Source organism: Cnuibacter physcomitrellae, from assembly GCF_014640535.1.
GTDB classification, from domain to species: Bacteria; Actinomycetota; Actinomycetes; order Actinomycetales; family Microbacteriaceae; genus Cnuibacter; species Cnuibacter physcomitrellae.
Genome location: NZ_BMHD01000001.1, coordinates 2,949,487 through 2,974,927 on the forward strand (window position 1 = coordinate 2,949,487; position 25,441 = coordinate 2,974,927).

The following is a 25,441-nucleotide window of genomic DNA, read 5'->3' on the forward strand; positions in this document are numbered from 1 at the left end:
AGAGCGTGACGATGCCGCCCTACGCGTTGCCGGACCAGTGGCGCACCACCGCGGTGAAGCCCGTGCGGGTGTGGCTGGCCGTGCTCTGGGCGATCGTCGCGCTGGTGTTCGCGGTGCTCGCCGCGGCGGCCGTGCTGAAGGGCGACGTCTGGGGTGGGCTGATCTTCACCCTGCTGTTCGCCGCCGTCGGGCTCGGGGTCGGCGTGGGATACGAACACGCGGGCGACGAGCGGGGGATGCCCGTGCTGCTGAACGCGATCACGCTCACGAGAGCGCGGGTGCGGCCGCCCGACTCGTGGGTCCACTTCTTCCGGGAGGCCCCGCCGGGGCGGTGGCTCACGATCTGCTTCGCCGCGACCGGGACGTTCTGCTCGGTGGCGCTGGGCTGGCTGAGCGTCGTCGCCGTGGTGTCGGGCGGTGGCTGGATCCTCCTCCTCCTCGTCCCGCTCCTGCTCGGTGCGCTCGTCGTGGCGCTCGCGGGATGGATCGCGGTCGTGCAGCGCTGGCGGCACGCATCGTTCGGACGGCGGCCCATCGGGCTGTCGGTGGGGCGGCACGGCGTCATCCGCTGGTTCCTCGACGACCTCGTCGACGTCTGGCCGTGGGAGTCCATCGCCGCGGTGCGGGCGCAGGCGTCGGCGGTCGACAAGACGAACGGCGACTTCATGCCCGGCATCGTGCTCGTGCCCGTGCCGGGCGCCCCCGATCCCACCGACCCGGACGACACGCTCGTCGAGCGGGAGTACGACCTCACGGGGTACCAGTCGCACGCCTGGCTCATCTACTCCGCCGTGCGGTTCTGGCACGAGCATCCGGAGCTGCGGCACGAGCTCAGCACGACCCATGCCCAGCGGAGGATCGCGCAGTGGCGCGACGCGATCGCCGCGATCGCGGCCGCGCCGCCGCCGCCCCCGCCGCCCCCGCAGAGCGCGCCGCCTCCGCCGCTGATCTGACGGCCCTCGGCTGCGCCGTGCGGCGCGATTAGGCTGAGGGCATGCACGGCGAGTACAAGGTCCCGGGCGGGAAGCTGGTCGTCGTCGACCTCGACGACGTCGACGGCCGCATCAGCGGCTTCCGTCTCGCGGGCGACTTCTTCCTGGAGCCCGACGACGCGCTTCCCCTGATCGACGCCGCCGTGAACGGGCTCGCCGTCGACACCGACGCGGTGGGCATCGCCGACGCGGTGCGCCGCGCGCTCCCCGAGGGCGCGGTGCTGCTCGGCTTCTCCCCGGAGGCGGTCGCGGTCGCCGTCCGGCGGGCGCTCTCCAAGGCGTCGAGCTGGGCGGACTACGACTGGCAGCTCATCCACAGCGGCCCCGAGAGCCCGCAGATGCAGCTCGCCCTCGACGAGGTGCTGACCAACGAGGTGGGCGAGGGGCGCCGGAAGCCGACGCTCCGCATCTGGGAGTGGGATGAGCCCGCCGTCGTCATCGGTAGCTTCCAGTCCGTGAAGAACGAGGTCGACCGCACGAACGCCGAGAAGTACGGGTTCGAGGTGGTGCGCCGCATCTCCGGCGGCGGAGCGATGTTCATGGATGCGGGCAGCGTCATCACCTACTCGCTCTACGCCCCGGCGTCGCTGGTGCAGGGCATGAGCTTCGCCGACTCCTACGCGTTCCTCGACGAGTGGGTGATCCTCGCCCTGCGTTCGCTCGGCATCGAGGCGATCTACCAGCCGCTCAACGACATCTCGTCGGCGAAGGGCAAGATCGGCGGGGCGGCGCAGAAGCGCCTCGGCAACGGAGCCGTCCTGCACCACGCCACCATGAGCTACGACATGGACGGCGAGAAGATGGTGCAGGTGCTGCGCATCGGCCGCGAGAAGATGAGCGACAAGGGCACCAAGTCGGCGGCGAAGCGGGTCGACCCGCTGCGATCGCAGACCGGGCTCACCCGCGCCGAGATCATCGACCGCCTCGTGCAGACCTTCACCGGTCTCTACGGCGCGACGCCCTCCGAGATCACCGCCGACGAGCGCACGAAGGCGGAGGAGCTGGTCCGCACGAAGTTCGAGACGCCCGCCTGGCTCAACCGCGTCCCCTGACCCGGTCGGGTCGGTGACCGCGGTCGCTGATACGGTGTGCCCGTGCTGAAGTGGGTGCTGCTCGCCGTGACCATCGGCCTCGAGGTGATGGGGTCGCTGTCGCTCAAGGCCGCGCTCGACGCGCCGGGCTGGTACGTCACCGTCGTGATCGGCTACATCGGCGCGTTCGCCCTGCTCTCCCGGGTGCTCAAGCTCGGGATGGCGATCGGCGTCGCCTACGGCATCTGGGGCGCCTGCGGGGTCGCGCTCACCGCCCTGTTCAGCGCACTGCTCTTCGGCGAGCCGCTCACGCTGCCGATGCTGGGCGGGATCGCGCTCATCATCCTCGGCGTGCTCACGATCGAGCTCGGGTCGCAGCGCGCGCAGCGCAGGCGCGAGCGCGAGCGCGAGGCGGATGCGGGGGCCGCCTCGTGAGCGGGCTCAGCATCCTCTTCCTCGCCATCGCGATCCTGGCCGAGGTCGGCGCCACGCTCTCGCTGCGGATGGCGACCCACGGCAGCAGGCTGTGGATCATCCCGGTGGCGATCGGCTACCCGATCGCGTTCGCGATGCTCGTCCTCACCCTCGCCGAGGGGGTGCCCCTCGGGGTGACCTACGGCATCTGGACGGCCGCGGGGGTGGCGCTCACCGCCGTCGCGGGGCGCGTCCTCTTCAAGGAGCCGTTCACCTGGCTGATGGCGGCGGGCGTCGCGCTCATCATCGGCGGCGTCCTCCTGGTCGAGACGGGGGTCCAGCACTGAGCGGTCCCCGGCTGAGACGTGTCGCCGTCCTCGTGCTCGAGGGGGCGAAGCCGCTCGACGTGGGGATCCCCGCGCAGGTGTTCACCACCCGCGACAGCATGCCGTACGAGGTGCGGGTGTGCGGCGCCGAGAAGGGGATCGTCGCGGGCGGCGACGGTCTCGCCTACGCCGTCGAGCACGGCCTCGAGGCGCTCGAGTGGGCCGACATCGTCTTCGTCCCCGGGTACCGGCATCCCGACCGCACCCGCCCGCCGCTCGCGGTGCTCGAGGCGCTGACGGCCGCCCACGCGCGCGGCGCGCGCCTCGCCGCGATCTCGACGGGGGCGTTCGCGCTCGCCGCGACGGGCCTCCTCGACGGCCGCCGCGCCACGACCCACTGGCACTACACCGCGGCACTGGCGCGGACGCATCCGCTCATCACCGTGGAGGAGAACGTGCTCTTCGTCGACGAGGGCGACGTGCTCACGAGCGCGGGCGCCGCCTCCGGGATCGACCTCTGCCTGCACGTCATCCGAGGCGACCTCGGCGTCGGCCCGTCGAACCACGCCGCGCGTCGGCTCGTCGCCGCGCCCTACCGGAGCGGCGGCCAGGCCCAGTACGTGCCGCGGACCGTGCCGGAGCAGCTCGGCGAGCGCTTCGCCGCGACCCGGGAGTGGGCGATCGCGCACCTGCACGAGCCGCTCACCCTCGCCGCGCTGGCCCGCCAGGCCGCGGTCTCGCCGCGCACCCTCTCGCGGCAGTTCCTCGCCGACTCCGGCTACACCCCGATGCAGTGGCTGCTGCGCGTGCGCGTCGACGCGGCGCGGGAGCTGCTCGAGCGTTCGGAGCGCAGCGTCGACCAGATCGCCGCCGACGTCGGCCTCGGCACGGCGGCGAACCTCAGGATGCACTTCCAGCGCATCCTCGGCACCAGCCCCGGCGCCTACCGTCGCACCTTCACCCCGAACGACTGACCCGCGCCCTCCCGCCACCGCGAGATATGGCGCGAAACTTGCGGATGCTGTCGATCCAGCCACTGTCGGTGTCGCGGCGGCGGCGCGAGACTGCCGTCATGACTCGCATCGCCATCAACGGATTCGGCCGCATCGGCCGCAACGTCCTCCGCGCCCTTCTCGAGCGCGACTCCGACATCGAGGTCGTCGCGATCAACGACCTCACCGAGCCCGCCGCGCTCGCGCGGCTGCTCGCGTACGACTCCACCGCGGGCCGCCTCGGCCGGCCGGTCGAGGTCGACGGGGACACCCTCGTCGTCGACGGGCGCCGCATCCGCGTGCTCGCCGAGCGCGACCCCGCCGACCTGCCCTGGGCCGAGCTCGGCATCGACGTCGCCCTCGAGTCGACCGGCCGCTTCACCGCCGCATCCGCCGCACGGGCGCACCTCGACGCCGGCGCGCGGCGTGTGCTCGTGTCCGCGCCGTCCGACGGGGCGGACGTCACGCTCGCGTACGGCGTCAACACCGACGCGTACGACCCCGAGAACCACCGCATCGTGTCCAACGCCTCCTGCACCACCAACGCGCTCGCCCCGCTCGCCCGTGTGCTGCACGAGCTCGCGGGCATCGAGCACGGGTTCATGACCACCGTGCACGCCTACACGCAGGAGCAGAACCTCCAGGACGCGCCCCACCGCGATCCGCGTCGTGCCCGCGCCGCCGCGATCAACATCGTGCCGACGTCCACGGGCGCGGCGAAGGCGATCGGGCACGTGCTGCCGGAGCTCGACGGCCGCCTCTCGGGCGACTCGATCCGCGTCCCGGTCCCGGTGGGCTCGATCGTCGAGCTCAACACCGTGGTCTCGCGCGACGTCTCCCGCGACGACGTGCTCGCCGCGTACCGCGAGGCGGCCGCCGGCCCGCTCGCGGGCGTGCTCGAGTACTCGGAGGATGCGCTCGTGTCGAGCGACATCACCGGCAACCCGGCCTCGTCGATCTTCGACTCCGCGCTGACCCGCGTCGACGGTCGTCACGTGAAGGTCGTCGCCTGGTACGACAACGAGTGGGGCTTCTCGAACCGCGTCGTCGACACGCTCGAGCTGCTCGGGGCCTGAGCCCCGTCGCTCATCACGAGATTCGGGCGAGCCCCCGGCTATTCGGCGGGCTTCGCCGAATCCCGTGATGAGCGACGGCGTCGCGGGCGACGTCCGGCCCGCGGCCGATCGACAGTGTCGTCCGGATGCACGACGATGGACCGATGGGCATCGACCACAACACCCGGGAGCTCGAGGACGGGATCGTCACCGACCTCCGCGAGAAGATGACGTACGGCTCGTACCTCTCGCTCGACACGCTGCTCTCCGCGCAGAACCCCGTCAGCGTCCCCGAGCACCACGACGAGCTGCTGTTCATCATCCAGCACCAGACCACCGAGCTGTGGCTCAAGCTCATGCTGCACGAGCTCACCGCCGCGTCCCGGATGATCGCGGCCGACGACCTCGCCGGGTCGCTGAAGAAGATCGCGCGCGTCAAGCACATCCAGAAGACGATGACCGAGCAGTGGTCGGTGCTCGCCACCCTCACTCCCAGCGAGTACGCCCAGTTCCGGCACTTCCTGGGCAACTCGTCGGGGTTCCAGTCGTGGCAGTACCGGGCGGTCGAGTTCGTCCTCGGCAACAAGAACGCGAAGATGCTCTCCGTGTTCGACGGCGAGCCCGCCGCTCGGGCGGAGCTGGAGCGGCTGCTCCGCACGCCGAGCCTCTACGACGAGTTCCTCCGCTACCTGGCTCGCGCGGGGTACGCGGTGCCCGCCGAGGTCCTCGACCGCGACGTGACGGTCGCGCACGTGTACACCGACTCGCTCGTGCCGCTCTTCCGCGAGATCTACGAGGACGAGACGGCGCACTGGGTCGCCTACGAGGCGTGCGAGGAGCTCGTCGACCTGGAGGACGACTTCCAGACCTGGCGGTTCCGTCACCTCCGCACCGTGCAGCGCACGATCGGCTTCAAGACCGGCACGGGCGGCTCGAGCGGAGTCGGCTTCCTCAAGCAGGCCCTCGACCTCACCTTCTTCCCTGAGCTCTTCGCGGTGCGCACCGAGATCGGACGACGATGACCACCACGACCCCCACCCCCGTCGCCCCCTCCGCCCGCGCCGGCGAGCTCGATCGGGCCGACCCGCTGGCCGGCTACCGCGACCGCTTCGTCGGCAGCGACGACCCTGGCGTGCTCGCCTACGTCGACGGCAACTCCCTCGGCCGCCCCGTCCGCGGGGTCGCCGAGCGGATGGCGGAGCTGGTCGAGACCGCCTGGGGCGGCCGCCTCATCCGTCATTGGGACGAGGGCTGGTTCGACCTCCCGCTCACGCTCGGCGACCGGATCGCGGCGAGCTGCCTCGGCGCGGCTCCCGGCCAGACGGTGGTGGGCGAGTCGACGACGGTGTCGCTGTACAAGCTCGTGCGCACCGCGCTCGCGGCGCGACCCGGGCGCCACGAGATCGTGATCGACCGGCACAACTTCCCCACCGACCGGTTCGTGGTCGAGGGGATCGCCGCCGAGACCGGGGCGCGCATCCGCTGGATCGACGTCGACCCGGCCGGCGGTCCGACCGTCGACGATCTCGCGCCCGTGCTCGGCGAGGACACTGCGGTCGTCGTGCTCAGCCACGTCGCGTACCGGTCGGGGCACCTCGCGGATGCGCGGGCGATCACCGAGCTCGTGCACCAGCACGGCGCGCTCGTGCTCTGGGACCTCTGCCACTCCGTCGGCGTCGTGCCGATCGAGCTCGACGCGTGGGGGGTCGACCTCGCGGTCGGATGCACGTACAAGTACCTCAACGGCGGCCCGGGCGCCCCCGCGTTCCTCTACGTGCGGCGGGAGATGATCCCCGACGCTCGGCAGCCGATCCAGGGCTGGATGGGGGTCAAGGACTCGTTCCGGATGGGGGAGTCCTATGATCCTGCCGACGGCATCCGCCGGTTCGTCAGCGGGACGCCGCCGGTGGTGGGCATGCAGCCGATGCAGGCCATGCTCGACCTGATCGAGGAGGCCGGGATCGACGCCGTCCGCGAGAAGTCCGTGGCCCTGACCGGGTTCGCGCTCGAGCTGTACGACGAGGTGCTCGCCCCACTCGGCGTGACGCTGTCGACGCCGCGCGATCCGGCGCAGCGAGGCGGACACGTGACCGTCGACCATCCCGCCTTCGTCGAGATCGTGCCCGAGCTGTGGCGCCGGGGCGTGATCCCCGACTTCCGGCCGCCGACCGGCATTCGCCTCGGGTTGTCGCCGCTATCGACGAGCTTCGCCGAGCTGGAGCTGGCCGTCGGCGCGGTCCGCGACGAGCTCGTCGCCCGTGGCTGACCTGTTCGACCGCGTGGCGCGTGAGCCCGACTCGGTCGCGGCGTACGGCGCGCATCCCGCGCAGGTCGTCGACGTGTACCGCTCGGCGGAGTGGGGCCCGACCGTGCTGCTGGTGCACGGCGGCTATTGGCGCGCCCGGTACGACCGGATGCACCTGCGTCCGATGGCGGAGGCGCTCGCCTCGCGCGGGCTGACGGTGGTGCTGCCCGAGTACCGCCGCATCGGCGACGAGGGCGGCGGGTGGCCCGCCGCGCTCGACGACGTGCGGGCCGCGGTCGAGTGGGCGTCGTCCGCGGGGCTCGCACCCGACGTCGTGGCCGGCCACTCGGCGGGCGGGCACCTCGCGGTGCGCGCCTTCACCGAGGCACCGGGTCGTGAGGCCTGGGTGGGTCTCGCTGCGACGCCGCTCGTGGTCGCGCTGGCCGGTGTGCTCGACCTCGCCGAGGCGCATCGCGGCCGGTACAGCGACGATGCCGTGGGCGAGCTGCTAAGCGTCGACGCCCCCGGCTTCGCCGAGCGGCTCGCCTCCGCCGACCCGCTCGGGCTCCCCTCGCCCGTGGGCGGGGTGCACCTCGTGCACGGCACGGCCGACGAGGACGTCCCGGTCGTGCAGAGCCGCTCCTACGCCCGCGCCCACCCCGACGCCGCGCTCTCCGAGCTCGAGGGCGCCGACCACTTCGACCTCATCGACCCCACCGCGCCCGCCTTCGCCGCCGTCGTCGAGGCCCTCACCGCCCCGCGCTCCTGACGCCGTCCCCGCCCGGGCCTCCGTCGCTTCGACACCGAATCCGCGGAAGTCCCCGCGTATACGGCGGCACTGGTGCGTATTCGGTGTCGAGCGTCACGCTCCGGGCCTGCGGGGCCCCGCCCGCGGCGGGGTGGCCGGTCGTTCATCACGGAATACGGTCGACCCCCGCCGTATATGCGGAGGTTGACCGTATTCCGTGACGAGCGTCGGCCAGCGGGAGGGGTCGAGCGGTCATTCCTCCGGGATGGGGCGGTCGAACATCTCCGGGCGCTCGACGTCGGGGTCGGGGCCGCTGCGGCGGCCGGTGTCGAGCGCGTCGATGCGGGCGAGCTCGTCGGGGTTGAGCTCGAAGTCGAAGACGTCGATGTTCTCCGCGATGCGCGCCGGGTTCACCGACTTCGGGATCACCGAGCGCCCCTCCTGGATGTGCCAGCGCAGCATCACCTGCGCCGGGCTCTTGCCGTGGGCGGCCGCGATCGCGGCGATCGTGTCGTCCTCCATCACGTTCCTGCGGTCCTCGCCCCAGCCCGGGTAGAAGGTGATGCCGCCGATCGGCGACCACGCCTGCGTGAGGATGCCGCGCTCCGCATCCGCAGCCTGCAGCACGGGCTGCGAGAAGTAGGGGTGCAGCTCGACCTGGTTCACGGCGGGCACCACCGAGGTCTCGGCAGCGAGCCGGTCGAGGTGGGCGGGGGTGAAGTTGCTCACGCCGATCGCCCGCACGCGGCCGTCGGCCAGGAGGGTCTCGAGGGCCCGATAGGCGCCGATCGTCTTCTCGAACCGGCCAGGGGCGGGCTGGTGGAGGATCAGGAGGTCGAGCTGTTCGAATCCCTCGCCGAGCTTGCGGGTGGCCTTCTCGAAGGCGTGGAGCGTCTCGTCGTAGCCGTAGTCGCTCACCCACACCTTGGTCTCCAGGAACACCTCGGACCGGTCGACGCCGGACGCCCGGATGCCCTCCCCGACCTGACGCTCGTTGCGGTACGCCGCCGCGGTGTCGATGTGCCGGTAGCCGCTCGACAGCGCGGCCTCGACCGCGGCGGCGGTCTCCTCGGGGGCGCTCTGGTACACGCCGAGTCCGATGACGGGGATCTCGACGCCGTTGTTCAGGGTGAACGTGGGGATGCTCATGCCCAGAACGCTACGCCTGCTAGGCGACCCGAGCCTCCGACGAGGCCATGCGATCGGCCGTCCGCAGCGCCAGCGCCATGATCGTCAGCGCGGGATTCGCGGTGAGCGCACTCGGGAACGTGGAGTTGTCGGAGATCCAGAGGTTCGGGATCTCGTGGCTCCGGCCCCAGGGATCGACGACGGAATCGTCGGGGTCGGTGCCCATGCGGCAGGTCCCGATGGTGTGGGCGGTGCGGTCGAGCACACGCACGTCGGTGCCTCCGGCGGCCTCGAGGATGCGCGTCATCACGTCGACGGCGTGCGCCTTGATGGCCTCCTCGTTCGGTCCCGAGTTGAACGTGATCCGCGCCTTGGGGACGCCGATCGCGTCGACCTCGTCCGAGAGCACCAGCGCGTTCGAGTCGGACGGAAGGCACTCGCCGTTGATGCCGAGCCCCGACATGCGCGGGTAGTCACGCAGTGCCTCGACGAGAGAGGAGCCCCACAGGCCGCCGCCCCGCGTGAGGGTCGTGGCGAAGGTCTGCGGCATCACACCGAGGCTCTGGATGAGGTACCCGCCCGCGAACGACACGTCGTCGGGACGCACGAAGTCCTCCGTGATGATGGACGACGGGTAGCCGCGGTGACCGCGGACCTCGCCGTCGAAGCGGGCCCACACCTGGGTGGCCCCGTGCGCGAGGAAGTGGCGGCCGACGTGGCCGCTGCCGTTCGCGAGGCCGGTGTGGAGCAGCAGCCGCGGCGTCTCGACCCCGCCCGCGGCCAGCACGAGCGTGCGGCAGAGCTGGCGGTGGTCCTGTCCGTCCTGGCGGTACACCACGGCCTCGACACGCCCGCGGGCGTCGAGCTCGATCGTGTGCACCGTGCATCCGGGGCGGATCTCCGCGCCGTCGGCGACGGCCGCGGGGAGGTAGGTGGTGTCCATCGAGGCCTTGGCGGTGTTCCGGCAGCCCTGGTGGCATGCTCCGCAGTTCACGCAGGCCTGGCGCATCCCCCAGGAGGGCTGGTGCCGGTCGCGGGTGAGCACCGCGGCGGGGGCGTCGGAGGCCGAGATGCCGAGCTGCTCGCATCCGCGCACCATGATGTCGGCCGGCGCGTTGCGGAGCGCGGGCGGCTGCTCGTAGCGGCGGGAGGGGTCCCACGGATACCGCGCGGGGCCCGAGACGCCGATCTCGTGCTCGACGCGGCGCACGTAGTCGGTCAGCTCGCCCGGGTCGACGGGCCAGTCGCGGCCGAGGCCGGTCTCCGTCCGCAGTCGGAGGTCGCGTGCGTCGGGGCGCGGCGTGAAGGCGCCCCAGTGCAGGCTCGAGCCGCCCACCCCGCGCCCGGAGTTGTTGGGTCCGAAGGCGGTCGGATCCGACCCGGCGCTGAGCCGCTCGTCCATCCAGTTGATGTCGGCGGAGGCGAGGGTCTCCTCGGGGGCATGGTCCTCGGGGGTGCGGTTCTCGCCCGCCTCGAGCGCGACGACCCGCATCCCCCGAGCGGCCAGAGACGCGAGCAGCGGCGCACCGCCCGCGCCGGTGCCGATTACGACGACGTCGACCACGTCCTCCTCGCCGTGTGTGCGCATCCGGCTCAGGTCCACGACCTCTCCTCTCTGCTGATCATCTGGCTCTCGTGGACGACGGAGGGCCCGCCAGGCGACCCCTCCCAGCCCTCCCTGGTGCCCAGCGTCAGTCGGGTGAAGCCCTGCTTCCGCGGCCCGTCGCCGCCCGTCGCGAACCCGTCGAACCCGATCTCCGCCAGCGCCGCGGGATGCTGCAGCCAGGTGGTCGCCGCATCCGCGCAGAGGTCGGTGAACCAGAGCGAGAGCTGGCGGGCGGTGAGGCCGTCGGATCGAGGCGTGTAGCTGCCCTCCTGGATGTGGGTGAGCAGCGCGTCCCGCTCCTCCGGCGAGCCGTCGAAGGGCGCGAGCTCGTCGAGCCCGAGTCGGTAGGCGGTGGCATCGTCGGGGAGGTCGCCGTGTCGCCAGCCGTCTCCGGTGCCCTCGGCCAGGCGCGCATCGAGACGGGCGGCGAGGTCGAGGCCCCCGAGGTCAGCGGGGAGCACCCGGGCCAGGACGGACCGGAGCGTGTCGAGCTGGGCCTCCGTCAGCGCTCGCGGCGGCGCCGTGCGATCGTCGGCGACGGCCCTGCCTGCGAAGGCGCCGCGGACTCGCGCGCCCGTGTGGTCGGAGGCGATCACCCGGGCGAGGTGCTCCGGGACGAGCGGCGCCCGAGACGCGTCGTCGGCCCAGAACGAGCGGACAGCGTCGGCAACCTCCGCGGGCCGCTCGAGCATGAGCAGGTGGCCGGCTCCGGCGAGCGTCTGCACGGTGGCACGTGGGTAGGTGGGCGCCACGAGGTCGGGCTGCGCGTCGGCCCCGAGATCGCCGTCCTCCTCGCCGGCCAACACGAGGGCGGGCACGTCGAGCGCGCCGACCGCGTCCGCCCAGTCCTCGCGGCTGCCCCTGAGCAGCCAGGACTCCCAGGCCTCGGTCGACCCGTCGAGCACCAGCTCGACGGCCTCCTCCCGCTGCGCAGCGGTCCACGGCGATCCCACGTTGTCGTCGACGAACTCGCGCGCATGCTCCGGATCGAGTCGTGGCCCGGTGAGCCAGGACAGCATCTCCTCGCGCTTGTCGTCGGCCATGGGCTCGGGCGTCACGGGGGAGGGGGCGAGCAGCACGATCCCACGGAGGCCGAACACGTGCGCCGACCCGTCGAGCACGCGGGAGGTCACGACGGACGCCACCTTGCCCCCCATGCTGTGGCCCAGGAGCAGCCATGGGCCGACCGTCTCCGAGGCGATCCGCGCCAGCACCGCATCCGCCATCTCGTCGACGCCGGCGGCGCCGGCCGAGGCGGCCGTCCCGAAGCCCGGCAGGTCTATCGCGACCAGCCGGAAGTCGGGCTGGAGAAGGGCGGCGACCTCGTCGAACGCCCGGCCCGTCAGGCCGAGTCCGTGCAGCGCGAACACCGTCGGTCGCGGCGCGCCTTCAGCCGCGGGGTCGGAGGGGGTGGACCGGACGGCGTGAGCCCCGCTCACGGCGCGTCGGGTGCGTCGAGCGCCTCGCAGAGACGCTCGAGCGTGGTGATCACCGCGGCGGCCTCGACCGGGCCCAGCGACGAGGCGACCTCCATCATCGCCGCGTGCATCCGGCCGAGACGCGCCTCCATCTCGGCGTCGGTCGCGCCGGTCGACACGACGATCAGGCCGCGACGATCGGCCGCGTCGGGCTCGCGCTCGAGGTGCCCGGATCGCTCGAGTCGGTTGAGCAGGGCCGTCACCGACGCGGAGGAGAAGCCGAGGCGCTCGGCGAGCTCCTTCGGGGAGAGGCTCTTCCCAGCACCCCGTGCCGCGATGAGCATGCGGAGGGCATGGAGGTCGCTCGGGTTCATCCCCATCGCCTCCTGGAGTCGACGGCGCATGGCCTGCTCCGACTCCCGGTAGCGCTCGAGCGCCTCGACGAGCAGCTCCGCTGGAGTCCGGGTGCCCGACGTGGCGGGAACGGCGACCGGAACCGGCACGGCGGCGGGCGCGGGCACGGCGGCGGGCGCGGGCACGGCGGCGGGCGCGGGCACGGGGGTCGGCGCCGGCGCGATGACCGCAGCCGCCGTGGGCCGAGAGGTGGTCGGGCCGGCCAGGAGCTCCGGCGCGATCTGGACCAGGGTCAGGCCGCCTGCGCGTCGTCGAGCGTCCGCGCATCCGCGAAGGGGTGCCAGTCGCGGACGTAGTCGACGGCATCCGCCGGGACGAGGAGCTCGAGCGGGGGAAGCTGGATGGGGGCCATGATGCGCTCCTTGTCGAAGGGTTGATATCGCTAGATTGCCGAGTCATTAGACAATCTAGGTAGTTTCTGCATTTTCCGCTACTGTTCCCGAATGCCGTCCTACGGTGAGCGCATGACGACCTCCCCGCCCCGTACGCGCTGGCTGTTCGCCGGGCAGCTCGGGCCGCTCTTCGACGACGGCGGCCCGATCATGCTGGTCGAGGCGCGGTCGGTCTTCGGGCGTCGTCCGATGCACAGGGCCAAGGCGCACCTGATCCTCTCGGCGCTCCGCCACCGCGCGGCCGAGCTCGGCGACCGCGTGGAGTACCACCGCGTGGAGCGGTACGGCGAGGCGGTCGACGGTCGAGACGACCTCGAGGTCGTCGATCCCACGTCGTACGCAGCTCGTCGCTTCGTGCGTCGGCGTGGGATGACCGTGCTCCCCAGCCGAGGGTTCGTCACGACCGAGGAGGAGTTCCGGGCCTGGGCCGACTCGCGCGGTGGGCGGCGCCTGCTGATGGAGGACTTCTACCGCGGCGTCCGCGAGCGGACGGGACTGCTCATGCGGGGCGATCAGCCCGAGGGCGGCCGCTGGAACCTCGATCACGACAACCGGCAACCGCCGCCGAAGGGAGCGGCCCGGCTCGGGCTGCCCGACCCGTGGTGGCCGCAGGAGGACGAGATCGACGAGAAGGTGCGCGCCGACCTCGACCGCTGGCAGGCGGACGGCGCCGTCCGCCTGATCGGCGACGACGGTCCGCGCCGGTTCCCCGCGACGGCAGCGGAGGCCGAGCGGGCCCTCGACGACTTCCTCGAGTCGCGGCTGGGCGACTTCGGTCCGTTCGAGGATGCGATGCTCGACGGCGACTGGACGATGGCCCACTCCCTGCTCAGCCCCGCCCTGAACCTCGGGCTGCTCGACCCGCGCGACGTGGTCGAGCGGGTCGCGGCGGAGTACCACGCCGGACGGGCGCCCCTGCCGAGCACGGAGGGCTTCGTCCGGCAGATCGCCGGATGGCGCGACTACGTCTGGCACCTCTACTGGTACCTGGGCGAGGGGTATCGCACCTCGCACAACGCGCTCGACGCCCGTCGCCCGCTGCCGGCCGCGTTCCGCGAGCTCGACGCCTCGTCGATCGAGTCGCGTTGCCTGAGCGAGACGATCGAGGGGATGCGCCGCCACGGCTGGGCGCACCACATCCAGAGGCTCATGGTGCTCGGCAACTGGGCCCTCCAGCACGGCTACGACCCGGTGGCGCTGAACGACTGGTTCGTCGACATGTTCGTCGACGGCACCCCGTGGGTGATGCCCGCGAACGTGATCGGGATGTCGCAGCACGCCGACGGCGGCATCGTCGCCACCAAGCCCTATGCAGCGGGTGGCGCCTACATCGACCGGATGTCGGACTACTGCGGATCCTGCCGCTTCGACCCGAAGGTGCGGCTGGGCGAGGACGCCTGTCCGTTCACCGCCGGGTACTGGGCGTTCCTCGATCGGGTCGAGCCGCGCCTCCGTGGGAACCACCGGATGGCGCAGCCGCTCGCCGGACTGCGCCGGCTCGCCGACCGGGAGGCCGTCGTCGCCCAGGAGGCCCACCGTGACCGCTGGTGAGCGCATCCGGATCCGCGTCAGGACGGGCCTATCGAGCCCTCGCAGAAATTCTTCGAACTTTTTCGTGACGTTTCTCCGCGGAGGGGCGTCCTACTTGCAGAGCGACGAACACGACGCTCCCGGAGCGCACCACCCGATGCGCAGCCCGGACATCGCGTATCAGGGAGAGGAACCCACTCATGGCTGACGAGACCACCACCACCCCCGTCGAGAAGACGACGAAGGCCCCCACCGTGCCGGCGTCGCGCGTCGACCGATCGATCCCGACCACGCGGGTCACCACCGAGGACACCGCGGGCGGCAAGACCACGATCGCCGACGGCGTCGTCGCCAAGGTCGCGGGCATCGCCGCCCGTGAGGTCTCCGGCGTCTACGCGCTCGGCGGCGGCGGGGCCCGCGCCTTCGGCGCCATCCGCGACGCCATCAACGCCACCGACCTCGGTCAGGGCGTGAAGGTCGAGGTGGGCGAGACCCAGGCCGCCGCCGACATCACGATCGTCGTCGAGTACCCGGCCCCGATCCAGGAGGTCGCCTCCAACGTCCGCAACGCCGTCGCCGGCGCCATCACCCGTCTCGTCGGCCTCGAGGTCGTCGAGGTGAACGTCGACGTGAACGACGTCCACATCCCGGGTGACGACAGCGACGACCAGACCGAGTCGCGCGTCGCATGAGCGCCACCGCCACTGGCGCCCTGATGGGCGCGGTCCTGGCCGCCGCAGCGCTCCTGTTCGGGTTCTGGGGATTCCTCCTCGTGGCCCTGTTCATGGCGATCGGCGCGGTCGTGGCCCGGGTGGCGTCCGGTCAGCTCGACCTGCGCGCCCTGGCCGGGGTGTTCACCGGGAGGCGGACCTCCTGATGAGCACCCTGACCGCCCCCGGCGGCCCGCTCTCCTCGGCTCCGAGGGGAAGCCTGGCCGCCGGGGCCCGCATCCTCGACCCCGCGGCCCCCGCCGTGGCCGGTCGCACCGAGGTCCGTGACCGCGTGATCGAGAAGGTCGTGCACGAGGCGGCCGCGACGACCATCGGCGTCGACCGCGGCGCCGTGAAGGTCGATGTGACCGACTGGCGTGGCGGCTACGCCCTCCGCGTCCAGTCCCCGCTGCCCATCCCCGACCTCGAGGACACCGAGGCCATCCGCGCCGGAGCCACCGTGCTCGACCGGGTCGCCGAGATCCAGCAGAGGCTGCAGACCCAGCTCGCTCAGGTCACCGGACGCGACATCACCAGGGTCGCCGTCGTGGTGACCGGCGCGACCATCCCGAAGCGAAGGAGAGTGCGATGACCACCACCGATCCGGTCCTCGGCCGCGTCGTGCGTCGCGAGACGCACTCCCCGCGCACCGCGGCGACGGCGATCGTGCTGGTCGTCCTGATGCTCGGGCTGGCCTACCTCGGCGTCGAGATCGTGCTGCGGCTGCTGTCGCTGCCACCGCTCCTCCTCTCGCCCGGCCAGGGGCTCGACTGGCTCGCGGCTCTGCCGACCGCGCAGCCCGCCGCTGCTGTCGTCGGCGGCTCGATCGTGGTCGCGCTGATCGGTCTCGTGCTGATCGTGCTCGCCCTCGGCGCGGGCCGGCTGCCCAAGCACCGGATGGGGGAGGAGGCGGTGGTCGTCGACAACGGCGTCATCGCCCAGGCGCTTGCCCAGCACGTGAGCGACGAGCTCTCGCTCGGACGGGAGAACGTCACCGTGGGCGTCGCCCACCGTGCCGCCGACATCACGGTCCGGCCCCAGCCCGGCCTCACCGTCGACCCCGCGGCCGTCCGAGCCGCGGCCGAGGAGGAGCTCACCGGCTACCGCCTCACCCCGGCGCTGCGTGTCCGTATCCGCATCGAGAAGCCCGCCCAGAAGGAGCCGCTGTCATGAACTCGACGAACCGCGGCCTGAACCGCGCGATCCTCCTCGTCGTCGGCCTCGTGCTGCTGGCCGCCGGTGCCGCTGCGACGACGGCCGTCCTCTGGCCGGTCTTCGGACAGGCCTGGACGACCACCGTGGGCGGCGCCCTCGGATGGGCTCGCGACACGTCCGCGGCGACACCCCTCTACGACGGCACCACCCTGAGCTGGCTGGTCGTAGCCGTGCTGGCCGCCCTGGCCCTGCTCATCGTGCTCGCGATCGTGGTCCTGGCCCACCTGGGCGGGCGGCGCAGCCGCACCGTCCTCCGGGCGACGGGAGCGGAGAGCCCCCTCGGGCCCGTCACGGTCCAGGAGTCGTTCGCCTCCGACGCGATCAGGAACACCCTGAGCGTTCACGAGGAGATCCTCGCCAGCAGCGTCTCGGCGAACGAGGTCAAGGGGCGGCCCGTGCTGCACGTCTCGGTGACGCCGCGGCAGAACACGTCGCCGCGCGCGGTGGCCGAGCTGCTCGCCCGGCTCACCGACAACCTCGCCACCCTCACGGGCCAGGACATCCCCACCTACATCTCGATCCACACCGGCCTCCGCGCCCGCCTCGCGACGGACGCACGCCGGGTGAACTGAACCACCGCACCACAGACTCATCCGTATCGAAGACCCAACACCCACACACGAAGGAGAGACACCATGGGACTGGACGACAAGATCCGCAACGCCGCCGAGGACATCGCCGGAAAGGCGAAGGAGGGCATCGGCAAGGTGACCGGCAACGAGCGTCTCGAGGCCGAGGGCAAGGCCGACCAGGTCAAGGCCGACGCCAAGAAGGCCGGCGAGAACGTGAAGGACGCCTTCAAGGAGTAGTCGACTCCTGACACCCGACCCCGCGCCTCGAGGCGCGGCCGAGACCGGTGCCACCCACACCGGCGAGGACCCCGGGCCGCCCCACGGCGCCCGGGGTCCTCTGTGTGCGCGGTCCGTCAGTCGACGGTCGGGCGCACCACGAGGACGACCTTGCCGGGTCCGTGGGGCTCGGCGTGAGCGGCGGCGGCCTCGTCGAGAGGGTAGGTGGCGGCGATGAGGGGCCGCAGACGCCCCGCTTCGACCAGGTCGACGAGGGCGTTCAGCCCGAGCCGGTCCGACTCGACGAAGAGGCCGGCGACGCGGATGCCGTGCTCGGCCCCCTTCTGCACCGCATCGCCCAGCGTCTGGGGCAGCGTGGAGATGAGCGTGCCCCCGGATCGGATCGTCGGCACCGCCTCCGCCGCGTACCTCCCCACCGTGTCGAAGACCACGTCCAGCTCTCCGAGGCCGGCCAGGACGTCGTCGCCCCGGTAGTCGAGCACGGTGGTGGCGCCGAGATCCCGGGCGAGGTCGAGGTTCTCCGTGGAGGCGAGACCGACGACCTCGGCGCCCGCCGCGGCGGCGATCTGCACGGCGAGGTGACCGACGCCGCCGGTCGCGCCCGTGATGAGCACACGATCGCCGGACGTCAGCCGGGCGGTCTCGGCGAGGGCCTGCCAGGCGGTCAGCCCTGCCAGGGGGAGAGCGGCAGCCTGGACGTGCGAGAGGCTCGCCGGCTTCGGGACGAGCACCCGGGTCGGAGCGACGACGTACTCGGCGTACGCGCCGCTGCCGGAGGGGAAGGGCAGCAGGCCGAACACCTCGTCGCCCGGGCGGTACAGCGTCACGCCAGGTCCGACCGCTTCGACCACACCCGAGACGTCCCACCCGAGGGTGAAGGGCGGCACGCCGCTGAAGGTCCCGGTCCGCCGGTTCATCTCGTCGGCGGGGTTCACCCCGGCGGCGTGGACGCGCACCAGGACCCGGCCGAGCGACGGTGTCGGTCGCTCGACCTCGGCGACGTGGAGCACCTCCGGTCCGCCGAGCTCGTCCTGCACGATGGCTCGCATGGTCTCTGTCATGCGATCGACGCTAGGCGGCGGCTCCACCGCCAGGCCACGACAGGAATGTCATCTCCCGATGGAATCTCGCCATCCGCTCCGATCGGCGCGAAACCGGTGGAAGCTGGCCGGTTCGTCCCTTCAGGCGCTTCAGCGGGCTGCGTAGCGTGCCTGACGTCGGCCGCCGTCGACCCTGCCCACCCAGAACCCAGGAGCACCATGTCCCCCCAGGAGATCGTCGCCCAGGCGACGGACCGTCTGTTCAACGCGAAGGACCTCAGCGCGGTCGACGAGCTGTTCGGCCCCGTCTACACCCAGCACTCCGCGCTGGCGCCCGACGGCACGCCGGGCCTGCGGGGCCTGGTGTCGGGACTGTCCGCGGACAGTCATTACGACCTCGTCCGCATCCTGGGCGACGGCGACCTCGTCGTGACGCAGGGTGTGTTCCACGGATTCGCGCCGGTCCCGCTCCTCGGCTTCGACGTCTGGCGCGTCGAGGGCGATCGCGTGGTCGAGCACTGGGATGCCCTGGGACCGCTCGCCGGCGCGTCGCCGAACGGCCGCACCCCGCTCGACGGTCCCCTCGAGCCGACCCATCGGGAGGACGCCGAGCGTGCCCGCCGCGTCGTCGAGGACTTCGTGGACGGCGTCCTGATCCGTGGCTCCGGACCGCTGGACGTCGCGCCGGACTACGCCGAGCACGACCCCCAGGGCCTCGACGGTCAGGACGACCTCGAGCGTCGGATCTCGAGCGGCGAGCTCCGTCGTCGGGTGCTGCACCAGGTGATCGCCGAGGGCGACCTCGTCTACACCCGGTCGGAGGCCGGGAGCGAGGAGGCGCCGCTGATCGCCAACGACCTCTGGCGGGTGGCGGACGGGCGCATCGCCGAGCACTGGAGCCTCGTCGTCCCGGTACCGCCGCAGCTCCCCCACGGGAACGGCGCCTTCTGACGAGGCCCCTTCTCCGTCCCCGGGAGGGTGGCAGGCCTCTCGCTGGACGTTACGATCGTGCCATGCCCGCTCCCGAGCCCACCGCATCCGCCGGTCATCACGTCGTCGTGCTCGCGCAGGACGGTGTGTACCCGTTCGAGCTCGGCATCCCGTCCCGCATCTTCGGCGCGGCCGAGGCCGGCTACATGGTCACGGTCTGCTCGCCGACGGGCGGCCCCTTCTCGACCAACGCGGGGTTCGACGTGGTGCCCTCCGCCGGAGCGGAGGCGCTGGAGAGGGCGGACACGGTCATCGTCGCACCCGTCGATCCCCGGGCTCTGCGGCCCTCCCTGAGCGAGGAGCTCGCCGGAGCGATGGCGCGCATCCGGCCGGGGGCGCGGATCGCGTCGATCTGCACGGGCGGGTTCACCCTCGCGGCGGCCGGGATGCTCGAGGGGAGGCGCGCGACGACGCACTGGCAGTGCGAGCCGGTGTTCCGGTCGTGGTTCCCCGAGGTCGACCTCGACGACAACGTGCTGTTCGTCGACGAGGGCGACCTGTTGACCTCGGCGGGAGCGGCGGCGGGCATCGACCTGTGCCTGCATCTCATCCGCCTCGATCACGGCGCGGACGTGGCTGCCCGGGCGGCACGCCGCTGCGTGGTCGCCCCGCACCGGGAGGGCGGGCAGGCGCAGTTCGTCGAGCGTCCCATCCCGGAGGCGGGCGACGCCTCCACCGCGGCGACCCGCGAGTGGGCGCTGGCGCGGCTCGAGGAACCGCTGACCATCACGCGCCTGGCGCGGCACGCCCACATGAGCGAGCGGACGTTCGTGCGCCGTTTCCGCGAGGAGACCGGCCTCCCGCCGCGACGCTGGCTCACGCGGCAACGCCTCGACCTCGCGCGGCGACTGCTCGAGACCACCGATCTCGGGATCGACGCCATCGCCACGAGCGTCGGCTATGCGACCGCCACCTCGCTGCGCCACCACCTCGCCGACGCGCTCGGGGTCTCACCGCTGACCTATCGGCGCACCTTCCAGCCCGCGCCCGAGCGCGTCACGACGTGAGCCGTCGACGGTCGCGCCAGGCGCCCGTCGACCAGAGCGCGAGCCAGACCAGCAGCGGCTGACCGGGAAGGCGCGCCAGACGCTTCGCGTCCGTGTCAAGGCCGAAGGCGTCGCGGTGCTCGGCGTACTGCGCGATGTTGCCGGGGAAGATCGCCACGAAGAACGTCGCGACGATCCAGCCCACCGGGACGCGCTGCCTGCCGAGCAGCAGCAGGGCGCTGCCGAGGGCGATCTCGACGATCCCGCTCAGCACGACCACGAGGTCGACGGGCAGCGGCAGCCACGGCGGCACCTGGGCGCGGAAGTCCTTCCGCGCGAACGTGAGGTGCGACGTGCCCGCGAAGACGAGGATGCCGCCGAGGCCGAGCCGAGCCAGCGTCCGCTTGGTCTCGGTGGGCGGGGCGGGCTCCAGCAGGTGCTTCAGCGACAGCGGCATGGGCTCAGAACTCCTCGTACTCGGCCGGATCCTGCCCGGCGGCGCGGCCGTCGGGGCGACCCAGTGCGGTGATCTCGGCGACCTCGTCGGGGGTGAGGAGGTCGGCGCGGGGGACCTCGAGGTTGCCTCGCTGGCGCTCCGGGCTCGATGACTTCGGCAGCGGGAGGGTGTCGAGCGCGAGATGCCACGAGAGGATGGCGTGGCCGGGCTCGATGCCGTGGTCGGCGGCGATCCGGGCGATCACGGGGTCGCCCAGGAGGTCGGTCTTCCGGCCGAGCGGGCTCCAGGCCTCGGTGACGATGCCGTGCTCGGCGTGGTAGGCGCGCTGCTCCTCCTGCGGGAAGTAGGGGTGCAGCTCGATCTGGTTGACCACGGGCGTGACACCGGTCTCCGCGGTCAGGCGGTCGAGGTGCTCGGGCAGGAAGTTGCTCACGCCGATGGCCTTGACCAGGCCGCGCTCCCGCGCCTCGATGAGGGCGCGCCACGCCTCGACGTACTTCCCGACCTTGGGGTTCGGCCAGTGGATCAGGTAGAGGTCGATCGACTCCAGGCCCGTGCGGTAGACGCTCTCCTCGACGATCTCGAGCGCCTTGTCGTACTCCTGGTGGCGGCCCGGCAGCTTCGACGCCACGACGACCTGGTCGCGCGGGATCCCGCTCGCGCGGATCGCCGTGCCCACCGTGCCCTCGTTCTCGTAGTTGAAGGCCGAGTCGAGCATCCGGTAGCCGACGTCGAGGGCGTCGGAGAGGATGCGCAGGCCGGTCGCGCCGCGGAGCGGGTAGGTGCCGAATCCGATGCGGGGCAGGACGAGGCCGCCCGCGATCGGGTGGCCACCGTCGGTGGGCGCTGAGGGCTCTGTGGTCTCGGCGGGGGCGGGGCTGGGGGTGTCGTTCTCGGTCATCGAGTTCAAGGGAACACCATCCGCGGCTCCCTGGCTACGCTGGACGCATGTACGAGACGGATGGTGGGGCCCTCATCGCGGCGTTCGTGGCCACGTACCTCGTGATCCTCGGGTTCGCCTTCCTCTTTGGCGTCGCCGTCTATGTCGTGAACGGGTTCGCGTTCATGTCGCTCTACCGCAAGGTGGGCGTGAAGCCGTGGATCGCGTGGGTGCCCTACTACAACACCTGGGTGTGGCTGAAGCTCGGCGGGCAGCCGGGATGGCTGGCGCTGCTGCCGCTCGTTGGTGCCTCCATCGTCACGCTCGTCTTCAACGCGATCGGGATGGTTCGCACCCAGATCGCCTTCCGTCGCGACTCCGCGTTCGTGGTGCTCGGGATCTTCCTCCCCTTCGTGTGGGCGTTCATGCTCGGCGCGCGCGACTCCGTGTACGAGCCCTGGCGCATCACCGCTGCCGGCTACCCGCCGCCCGGCGTCGGCTACGGTTCGGTCGTCCCCGACTACGCCACCGCCCCCGAGGCCCTCCCCGTCTTCCCCGCCCCTCCCACCCCTCCCGCTGCCTGAGCTCGCGCCTCCGCGCGCCGCGCACGAGTCGAGCGCGTCGAGTGCTCACTCCTGGCGCCTTCTGAGCACCGATGGGTGCAGAAGTGAGCAGTGGGATCTCGCCTGCCCGCCGCGCTACGCGAGCGCGGCCAGGGCGGCGACGGCGCGCTCGACCACGTCGGCGGGACTCCCGTCGACGTCGACGCGCACACCGCGCTCGGCGGGGCCGAGCGGTTCGAGCGTGGCGAGCTGGGAGGCGAGCAGGGCTGCGGGCATGAAGTGGTCGCGGCGAGCTCCTATCCGCGAGGCCAGCAGCTCGGGTGACCCGTCGAGCTCGATGAACACCGTCTCGGGGGCGGCGGAGCGGAGGCGGTCGCGGTAGGCGACCTTGAGGGCCGAGCAGGCCACGACGATCCCCCCGGCTCGGTGCGCGATGGCGGCCCCGACGAGATCGAGCCAGGGCCAGCGGTCGAGGTCGTCGAGGGGGATGCCCGCGGCCATCTTCGCGACGTTCTCGGCGGGGTGCAGGTCGTCCGCATCCACGAAGGCGTAGCCGAGGCGGCTGGCCAGCCCCGCGCCGATCAGCGACTTGCCCGCCCCCGAGACGCCCATCACGACGATCGCATCGGGAAGCGCGGCGCGGTCGGTCACGCCATCGACGCTACCCCAGCCGCCGCACCCGCCCACTTCGCCGAGTGGCGCGGATCCGCCCTTCGTGAGGGCCTGGGAGGGCGGATTCTCGCGTGTCGGCGGCGGGGTGGGGGCTACCGCGGCTGCAGTGCCCGCTCATCTCGCCGAGTGGTGCGGATCCGCCCTTCGTGAGGGTCTGGGAGGGCGGGTTCTCGCGTGTCGAGGCGAGGGTGGGCGTGACCCAGGCGCTGCACCTGTCGGCGTCGCCCAGTGGCGCGATTACGCCCTTCGTGTGGGCCCGGAAGGGCGGGTTCTCGCGTTTCGCGGGGAGGGAGGGCGCGACCCAGGCGCTGCACCTGTCGGCTTCGCCGAGTGGCGCGGATCCGCCCCTCGCGTGGGCCCGGGAGGGCAGGTTCTCGCGTGTCGGCGGGAGGGTGGGCGTTACCGCGGTTGCAGCGGGCGCCCGCCTCGCCGAGTGGCGCGGTTCCGCCCTTCGTATGGGCCCGGGAGGGCGGGTTCTCGCGTGTCGGCGGGAGGGTGGGCGTTACCGCGGCTGCAGCGGGCGCCCGCCTCGTCGAGTCGGGCGGATCCGCTCTGCCCAGGGGAGGGAGGGGCGGGGCGGGCGGGGCGGGTAGCGTGGAGGGGTGGCGAGGGTGCTGATCACGGGGGCGACGGGGTTCATCGGCTCGTACACGGTGCGCGCGGTGCGGGAGCGCGAGCACGAGGTCGTCGCGGTGAGCCGGTACGACTACCGGCCCGAGGCGCTGCAGGTGATCGGCGGCGACCCGCCCGAGCTGATCCGCGGTGGCGCGATGCGCGAGGACGCCATCGAGGAGGCCATCCGCGACCGTCGCCCGGAGGTCGTCGTCCACCTCGACGCGTACGTGAACCCGGTAGCGCTGCGCGAGGATCCGCTGCGAGCGGTCGAGCTCAACGTCCAGCCCACCCTCGCGCTGCTCGACCTCTGCCGCCGGTTCGGCGTGCGGAGGTTCGTGCTCGCGTCCACGGTGGCCGTCCTCCCCTCCGTGAGGTACGAGCCGATCGATGCCGCGCATCCGATCGTGACGCCCACCGAGGGTCCGGCCGGCGGCTTCTACGGCGTCTCGAAGGCGGTCTCCGAGGTGCTCGCGCTGGGCTACGCGGATGCGTTCCCGCTCGACGTGCGGATCGTCCGTCCCAGTGCGGTGTACGGCTTCGGGATGCAGTGGCCGATCGGCGTGAAGCCCGTGGTGGAGGGCATCTGCGAGGGGCGCGAGGTGGAGATCCCCACGTCCGGCCCCCGGCGCGACTTCACCCCCGTTCAGGACGTCGCCGCGGTGTTCGCCGCGGCGGCGGACTGCGCCGACGACTGCGACCGCGTGTTCTTCGCCGGGACGGGGCGACCGCTCACCTCGCCCGCCGAGTACGCGGACATCGTGCGCGAGACCTTCCCGCACGCCCGGATCCGCACGGTGGACGTCGATTCCGACCCCGCCGGCGTGGAGAGCCGCTACCGGGGGGTCGTCGACATGGCTCCGGTGCGCGAGCAGCTCGGGGTCGAGCCCGCCTTCGCCACGCTCGGTGAGGGGCTCGCGCGGTACGCCGAGGACTACCAGCGCTTCACGAGCTGAGCGCTCCCCGGAACGTCCGCAGTGCGGCATCGAGCTCCGGATGCGTCGCCGCGTACTCGTCCAGATCGGTGCCCTCGAGGGCGGCCTCCCAGGCCTGGCGGATGCTCGCCACGCCGGCCGCGACACCGTCCGGGTGGGCCATGATCCCGCCTCCGCAGACGTACATCAGGTCGGCGGTGCCGATCGCGGCGTAGGTGTCGGCGGCCTGCTCCGCCGACTGAGCGGAGGAGAACACCGGCATCGCGGCCGGCCCGCCGTTCATCGGCTGGAGCACCGCCCTCGCCGAGGCGATCACCGAGTCGTCCGGCTCCCAGAACTTGTTCCTGAGCCCGTTCACGTGGAGGTGGTCGGCGCCGGCCAGACGCCAGAGCTGCTGCCACACCTGATACGAGTAGCCCAGCTGCGGGAACCGGGTGAGCGCACCCCATCCGTTGCGGTGGGCGTGGATCGGGAGGGAGCTGTGCAGCCGCAGGTCGCGCAGCCCCGCGATGCCGACCGCGTTCACGCTCACCATGATGCAGTTCCCGCCGCGCGACGCGACGAGGTCCGCTCGCCGCCGCATGTCGTCGATCTCGCCGCTGACGTTGACGGCGTAGAGAGGCCGCCGTCCGGTCTGCTCGGCGGCGCGGTCGAGTCCGCGCAGCACCGCGTCGAGCCGTTCCTCGAAGGGCGAGTGCGGCGAGTCGGCCATCAGCTCGTCGTCCTTGATGAAGTCGAGTCCGGCCAGCGCCAGCTCCTCGGCGAGGGCCCCGGTCTGGGTGGGGGTGAGACCCACGCTGGGCTTCACGATCGTGCCCACGATCGGTCCGGTCGGCACCCCGGCGATCTCGCGGGTGCCGTCGACGCCGAACTGCGAGCCCGGGTGCGCGGCCCCGAACTCCGCGGGGAGCTCGAGGTCGATCAGCCGGATGCCGGACAGCTGCTGCAGCTCGAAGAGGTTGCCCGCCACGGTCGCCAGCAGGTTCGGCAGCGCCGTGCCGACGTTCTCGAGCGGGAAGGAGAGCACGACCTCGCCGCGCTCGACCGGCCCGGGGCCCCGCGACCCGGACAGCGAGGCGTCGACGCCCGTCTCGTGGAGCTCGATCGACTCGACGTGGGCCGCATGACGGCGGTGCAGCTCGGGGGTCTCGCCGGGCAGTGCGATGAAGGTGCCCGTGGACTGCTCGCCGGCCATCGAGGTGGCGGCGCGCTCGAGTCCGACCGGCGTCTCGATCAGGTAGCGGGCGCGGATGCGGTCGTCGGTCATGGCGGAGCCTTCCG

At 72.4% G+C, this 25,441-nt stretch carries 29 protein-coding genes; 20 read left to right on the top strand and 9 right to left on the bottom strand.

What is annotated here, in order from left to right:
• The first annotated feature begins 11 nt into the window (after positions 1-11).
• From IEX69_RS13900 to IEX69_RS13940, 9 genes are all read left to right on the top strand, one after another.
• Positions 12-953, top strand: coding sequence for a hypothetical protein (locus IEX69_RS13900; RefSeq protein ID WP_373284494.1), 942 nt, complete (start codon positions 12-14; stop codon positions 951-953).
• Positions 954-994: 41 nt separating this feature from the next.
• Complete coding sequence (lplAB, locus tag IEX69_RS13905) at positions 995-2,044, top strand: lipoate-protein ligase LplAB (protein WP_085017902.1); 1,050 nt, start codon at positions 995-997, stop codon at positions 2,042-2,044.
• Positions 2,045-2,086: 42 nt separating this feature from the next.
• Complete coding sequence (locus IEX69_RS13910; RefSeq protein ID WP_085021277.1) at positions 2,087-2,458, top strand: DMT family transporter; 372 nt, start codon at positions 2,087-2,089, stop codon at positions 2,456-2,458.
• Entirely contained in the window at positions 2,455-2,784 is a 330-nt protein-coding gene (locus IEX69_RS13915; protein ID WP_085017903.1) for a DMT family transporter, read from the top strand. The genes IEX69_RS13910 and IEX69_RS13915 overlap by 4 nt, the downstream gene beginning before the upstream one ends.
• 11 nt (positions 2,785-2,795) lie before the next feature.
• Positions 2,796-3,737, top strand: a complete 942-nt coding sequence (locus tag IEX69_RS13920; RefSeq protein ID WP_373284496.1) for a GlxA family transcriptional regulator — start codon at positions 2,796-2,798, stop codon at positions 3,735-3,737.
• A gap of 98 nt (positions 3,738-3,835) precedes the next feature.
• Complete coding sequence (gap, locus tag IEX69_RS13925) at positions 3,836-4,831, top strand: type I glyceraldehyde-3-phosphate dehydrogenase (protein WP_085021278.1); 996 nt, start codon at positions 3,836-3,838, stop codon at positions 4,829-4,831.
• Positions 4,832-4,974: 143 nt separating this feature from the next.
• Positions 4,975-5,832: a tryptophan 2,3-dioxygenase gene (kynA, locus tag IEX69_RS13930; protein ID WP_085017904.1), complete on the top strand. Its 858-nt coding sequence runs from the start codon at positions 4,975-4,977 to the stop codon at positions 5,830-5,832.
• Entirely contained in the window at positions 5,829-7,076 is a 1,248-nt protein-coding gene (gene kynU, locus IEX69_RS13935) for a kynureninase (protein WP_085017905.1), read from the top strand. The genes kynA and kynU overlap by 4 nt, the downstream gene beginning before the upstream one ends.
• Positions 7,069-7,824 (top strand): alpha/beta hydrolase family protein, encoded by a 756-nt coding sequence (locus IEX69_RS13940; RefSeq protein WP_085017906.1) that lies wholly within the window; start codon positions 7,069-7,071, stop codon positions 7,822-7,824. The genes kynU and IEX69_RS13940 overlap by 8 nt, the downstream gene beginning before the upstream one ends.
• 231 nt (positions 7,825-8,055) lie before the next feature.
• On the opposite strand, the gene IEX69_RS13945 is transcribed toward IEX69_RS13940, so the two are convergent.
• The 4 genes from IEX69_RS13945 to IEX69_RS13960 are packed head-to-tail and all read right to left on the bottom strand — an operon-like array spanning position 8,056 to position 12,512.
• A complete protein-coding gene (locus tag IEX69_RS13945; protein WP_085017907.1) occupies positions 8,056-8,952 on the bottom strand; it encodes an aldo/keto reductase in 897 nt (298 codons plus the stop codon).
• Between the two features lie 19 nt (positions 8,953-8,971).
• Positions 8,972-10,534, bottom strand: coding sequence for a GMC family oxidoreductase (locus IEX69_RS13950; RefSeq protein WP_229756368.1), 1,563 nt, complete (start codon positions 10,532-10,534; stop codon positions 8,972-8,974).
• A complete protein-coding gene (locus IEX69_RS13955) occupies positions 10,525-11,976 on the bottom strand; it encodes an alpha/beta hydrolase (RefSeq protein ID WP_174604373.1) in 1,452 nt (483 codons plus the stop codon). Before IEX69_RS13955 ends, IEX69_RS13950 begins: the two co-directional genes overlap by 10 nt.
• A complete protein-coding gene (locus IEX69_RS13960) occupies positions 11,973-12,512 on the bottom strand; it encodes a MarR family winged helix-turn-helix transcriptional regulator (protein WP_174604374.1) in 540 nt (179 codons plus the stop codon). Before IEX69_RS13960 ends, IEX69_RS13955 begins: the two co-directional genes overlap by 4 nt.
• Before the next feature lie 321 nt (positions 12,513-12,833).
• On the opposite strand from IEX69_RS13960, the gene IEX69_RS13965 reads away from it, so the two are divergent.
• From IEX69_RS13965 to IEX69_RS13995, 7 genes are all read left to right on the top strand, one after another.
• Complete coding sequence (locus tag IEX69_RS13965; RefSeq protein ID WP_085021281.1) at positions 12,834-14,312, top strand: cryptochrome/photolyase family protein; 1,479 nt, start codon at positions 12,834-12,836, stop codon at positions 14,310-14,312.
• 179 nt (positions 14,313-14,491) lie between these two features.
• A complete protein-coding gene (locus tag IEX69_RS13970) occupies positions 14,492-14,983 on the top strand; it encodes an Asp23/Gls24 family envelope stress response protein (protein WP_085017912.1) in 492 nt (163 codons plus the stop codon).
• Positions 14,980-15,168, top strand: coding sequence for a DUF2273 domain-containing protein (locus tag IEX69_RS13975; protein WP_085017914.1), 189 nt, complete (start codon positions 14,980-14,982; stop codon positions 15,166-15,168). The genes IEX69_RS13970 and IEX69_RS13975 overlap by 4 nt, the downstream gene beginning before the upstream one ends.
• Positions 15,168-15,593, top strand: coding sequence for an NTP pyrophosphohydrolase (locus IEX69_RS13980; RefSeq protein ID WP_229756369.1), 426 nt, complete (start codon positions 15,168-15,170; stop codon positions 15,591-15,593). Before IEX69_RS13975 ends, IEX69_RS13980 begins: the two co-directional genes overlap by 1 nt.
• A complete protein-coding gene (locus IEX69_RS13985) occupies positions 15,590-16,174 on the top strand; it encodes a DNA/RNA endonuclease G (protein ID WP_085017915.1) in 585 nt (194 codons plus the stop codon). Before IEX69_RS13980 ends, IEX69_RS13985 begins: the two co-directional genes overlap by 4 nt.
• Positions 16,171-16,788, top strand: a complete 618-nt coding sequence (locus IEX69_RS13990; RefSeq protein WP_085017917.1) for a hypothetical protein — start codon at positions 16,171-16,173, stop codon at positions 16,786-16,788. Before IEX69_RS13985 ends, IEX69_RS13990 begins: the two co-directional genes overlap by 4 nt.
• 63 nt (positions 16,789-16,851) lie before the next feature.
• A complete protein-coding gene (locus tag IEX69_RS13995; RefSeq protein WP_085017918.1) occupies positions 16,852-17,025 on the top strand; it encodes a CsbD family protein in 174 nt (57 codons plus the stop codon).
• Positions 17,026-17,141: 116 nt separating this feature from the next.
• On the opposite strand, the gene IEX69_RS14000 is transcribed toward IEX69_RS13995, so the two are convergent.
• Positions 17,142-18,086 (bottom strand): NADP-dependent oxidoreductase, encoded by a 945-nt coding sequence (locus IEX69_RS14000; protein ID WP_217348656.1) that lies wholly within the window; start codon positions 18,084-18,086, stop codon positions 17,142-17,144.
• Positions 18,087-18,284: 198 nt separating this feature from the next.
• Here IEX69_RS14000 and IEX69_RS14005 point away from each other — a divergent pair, with 198 nt between their 5' ends.
• Together IEX69_RS14005 and IEX69_RS14010 are read left to right on the top strand one after the other, a co-directional pair.
• Entirely contained in the window at positions 18,285-19,016 is a 732-nt protein-coding gene (locus IEX69_RS14005; RefSeq protein WP_174604375.1) for a nuclear transport factor 2 family protein, read from the top strand.
• A gap of 62 nt (positions 19,017-19,078) precedes the next feature.
• Positions 19,079-20,062: a GlxA family transcriptional regulator gene (locus tag IEX69_RS14010; RefSeq protein ID WP_085017922.1), complete on the top strand. Its 984-nt coding sequence runs from the start codon at positions 19,079-19,081 to the stop codon at positions 20,060-20,062.
• Here the strand turns inward: IEX69_RS14010 and IEX69_RS14015 are convergent.
• Together IEX69_RS14015 and IEX69_RS14020 are read right to left on the bottom strand one after the other, a co-directional pair.
• Positions 20,052-20,498 carry a DoxX family protein gene (locus tag IEX69_RS14015; protein ID WP_085017924.1) on the bottom strand — a complete coding sequence of 149 codons (447 nt, stop codon included), beginning with the start codon at positions 20,496-20,498 and terminating at the stop codon, positions 20,052-20,054. The genes IEX69_RS14010 and IEX69_RS14015 overlap by 11 nt on opposite strands.
• 4 nt (positions 20,499-20,502) lie before the next feature.
• Positions 20,503-21,399, bottom strand: a complete 897-nt coding sequence (locus IEX69_RS14020; protein WP_085017927.1) for an aldo/keto reductase — start codon at positions 21,397-21,399, stop codon at positions 20,503-20,505.
• Between the two features lie 47 nt (positions 21,400-21,446).
• On the opposite strand from IEX69_RS14020, the gene IEX69_RS14025 reads away from it, so the two are divergent.
• On the top strand, positions 21,447-21,962 hold the full coding sequence (locus IEX69_RS14025; RefSeq protein ID WP_085017929.1) for a DUF5684 domain-containing protein: 516 nt from the start codon (positions 21,447-21,449) through the stop codon (positions 21,960-21,962).
• Between the two features lie 114 nt (positions 21,963-22,076).
• On the opposite strand, the gene IEX69_RS14030 is transcribed toward IEX69_RS14025, so the two are convergent.
• Positions 22,077-22,592 (bottom strand): gluconokinase, encoded by a 516-nt coding sequence (locus tag IEX69_RS14030; RefSeq protein ID WP_308420504.1) that lies wholly within the window; start codon positions 22,590-22,592, stop codon positions 22,077-22,079.
• A 623-nt stretch (positions 22,593-23,215) separates the two neighbouring features.
• Between IEX69_RS14030 and IEX69_RS14035 the strand changes: the two genes are divergently transcribed.
• Complete coding sequence (locus IEX69_RS14035) at positions 23,216-24,181, top strand: NAD-dependent epimerase/dehydratase family protein (RefSeq protein WP_085017933.1); 966 nt, start codon at positions 23,216-23,218, stop codon at positions 24,179-24,181.
• Here the strand turns inward: IEX69_RS14035 and IEX69_RS14040 are convergent.
• Positions 24,171-25,427: a ribulose-bisphosphate carboxylase large subunit family protein gene (locus tag IEX69_RS14040; protein WP_085017935.1), complete on the bottom strand. Its 1,257-nt coding sequence runs from the start codon at positions 25,425-25,427 to the stop codon at positions 24,171-24,173. The two genes, IEX69_RS14035 and IEX69_RS14040, sit on opposite strands and share 11 nt — an antisense overlap.
• Positions 25,428-25,441: the final 14 nt, after the last annotated feature.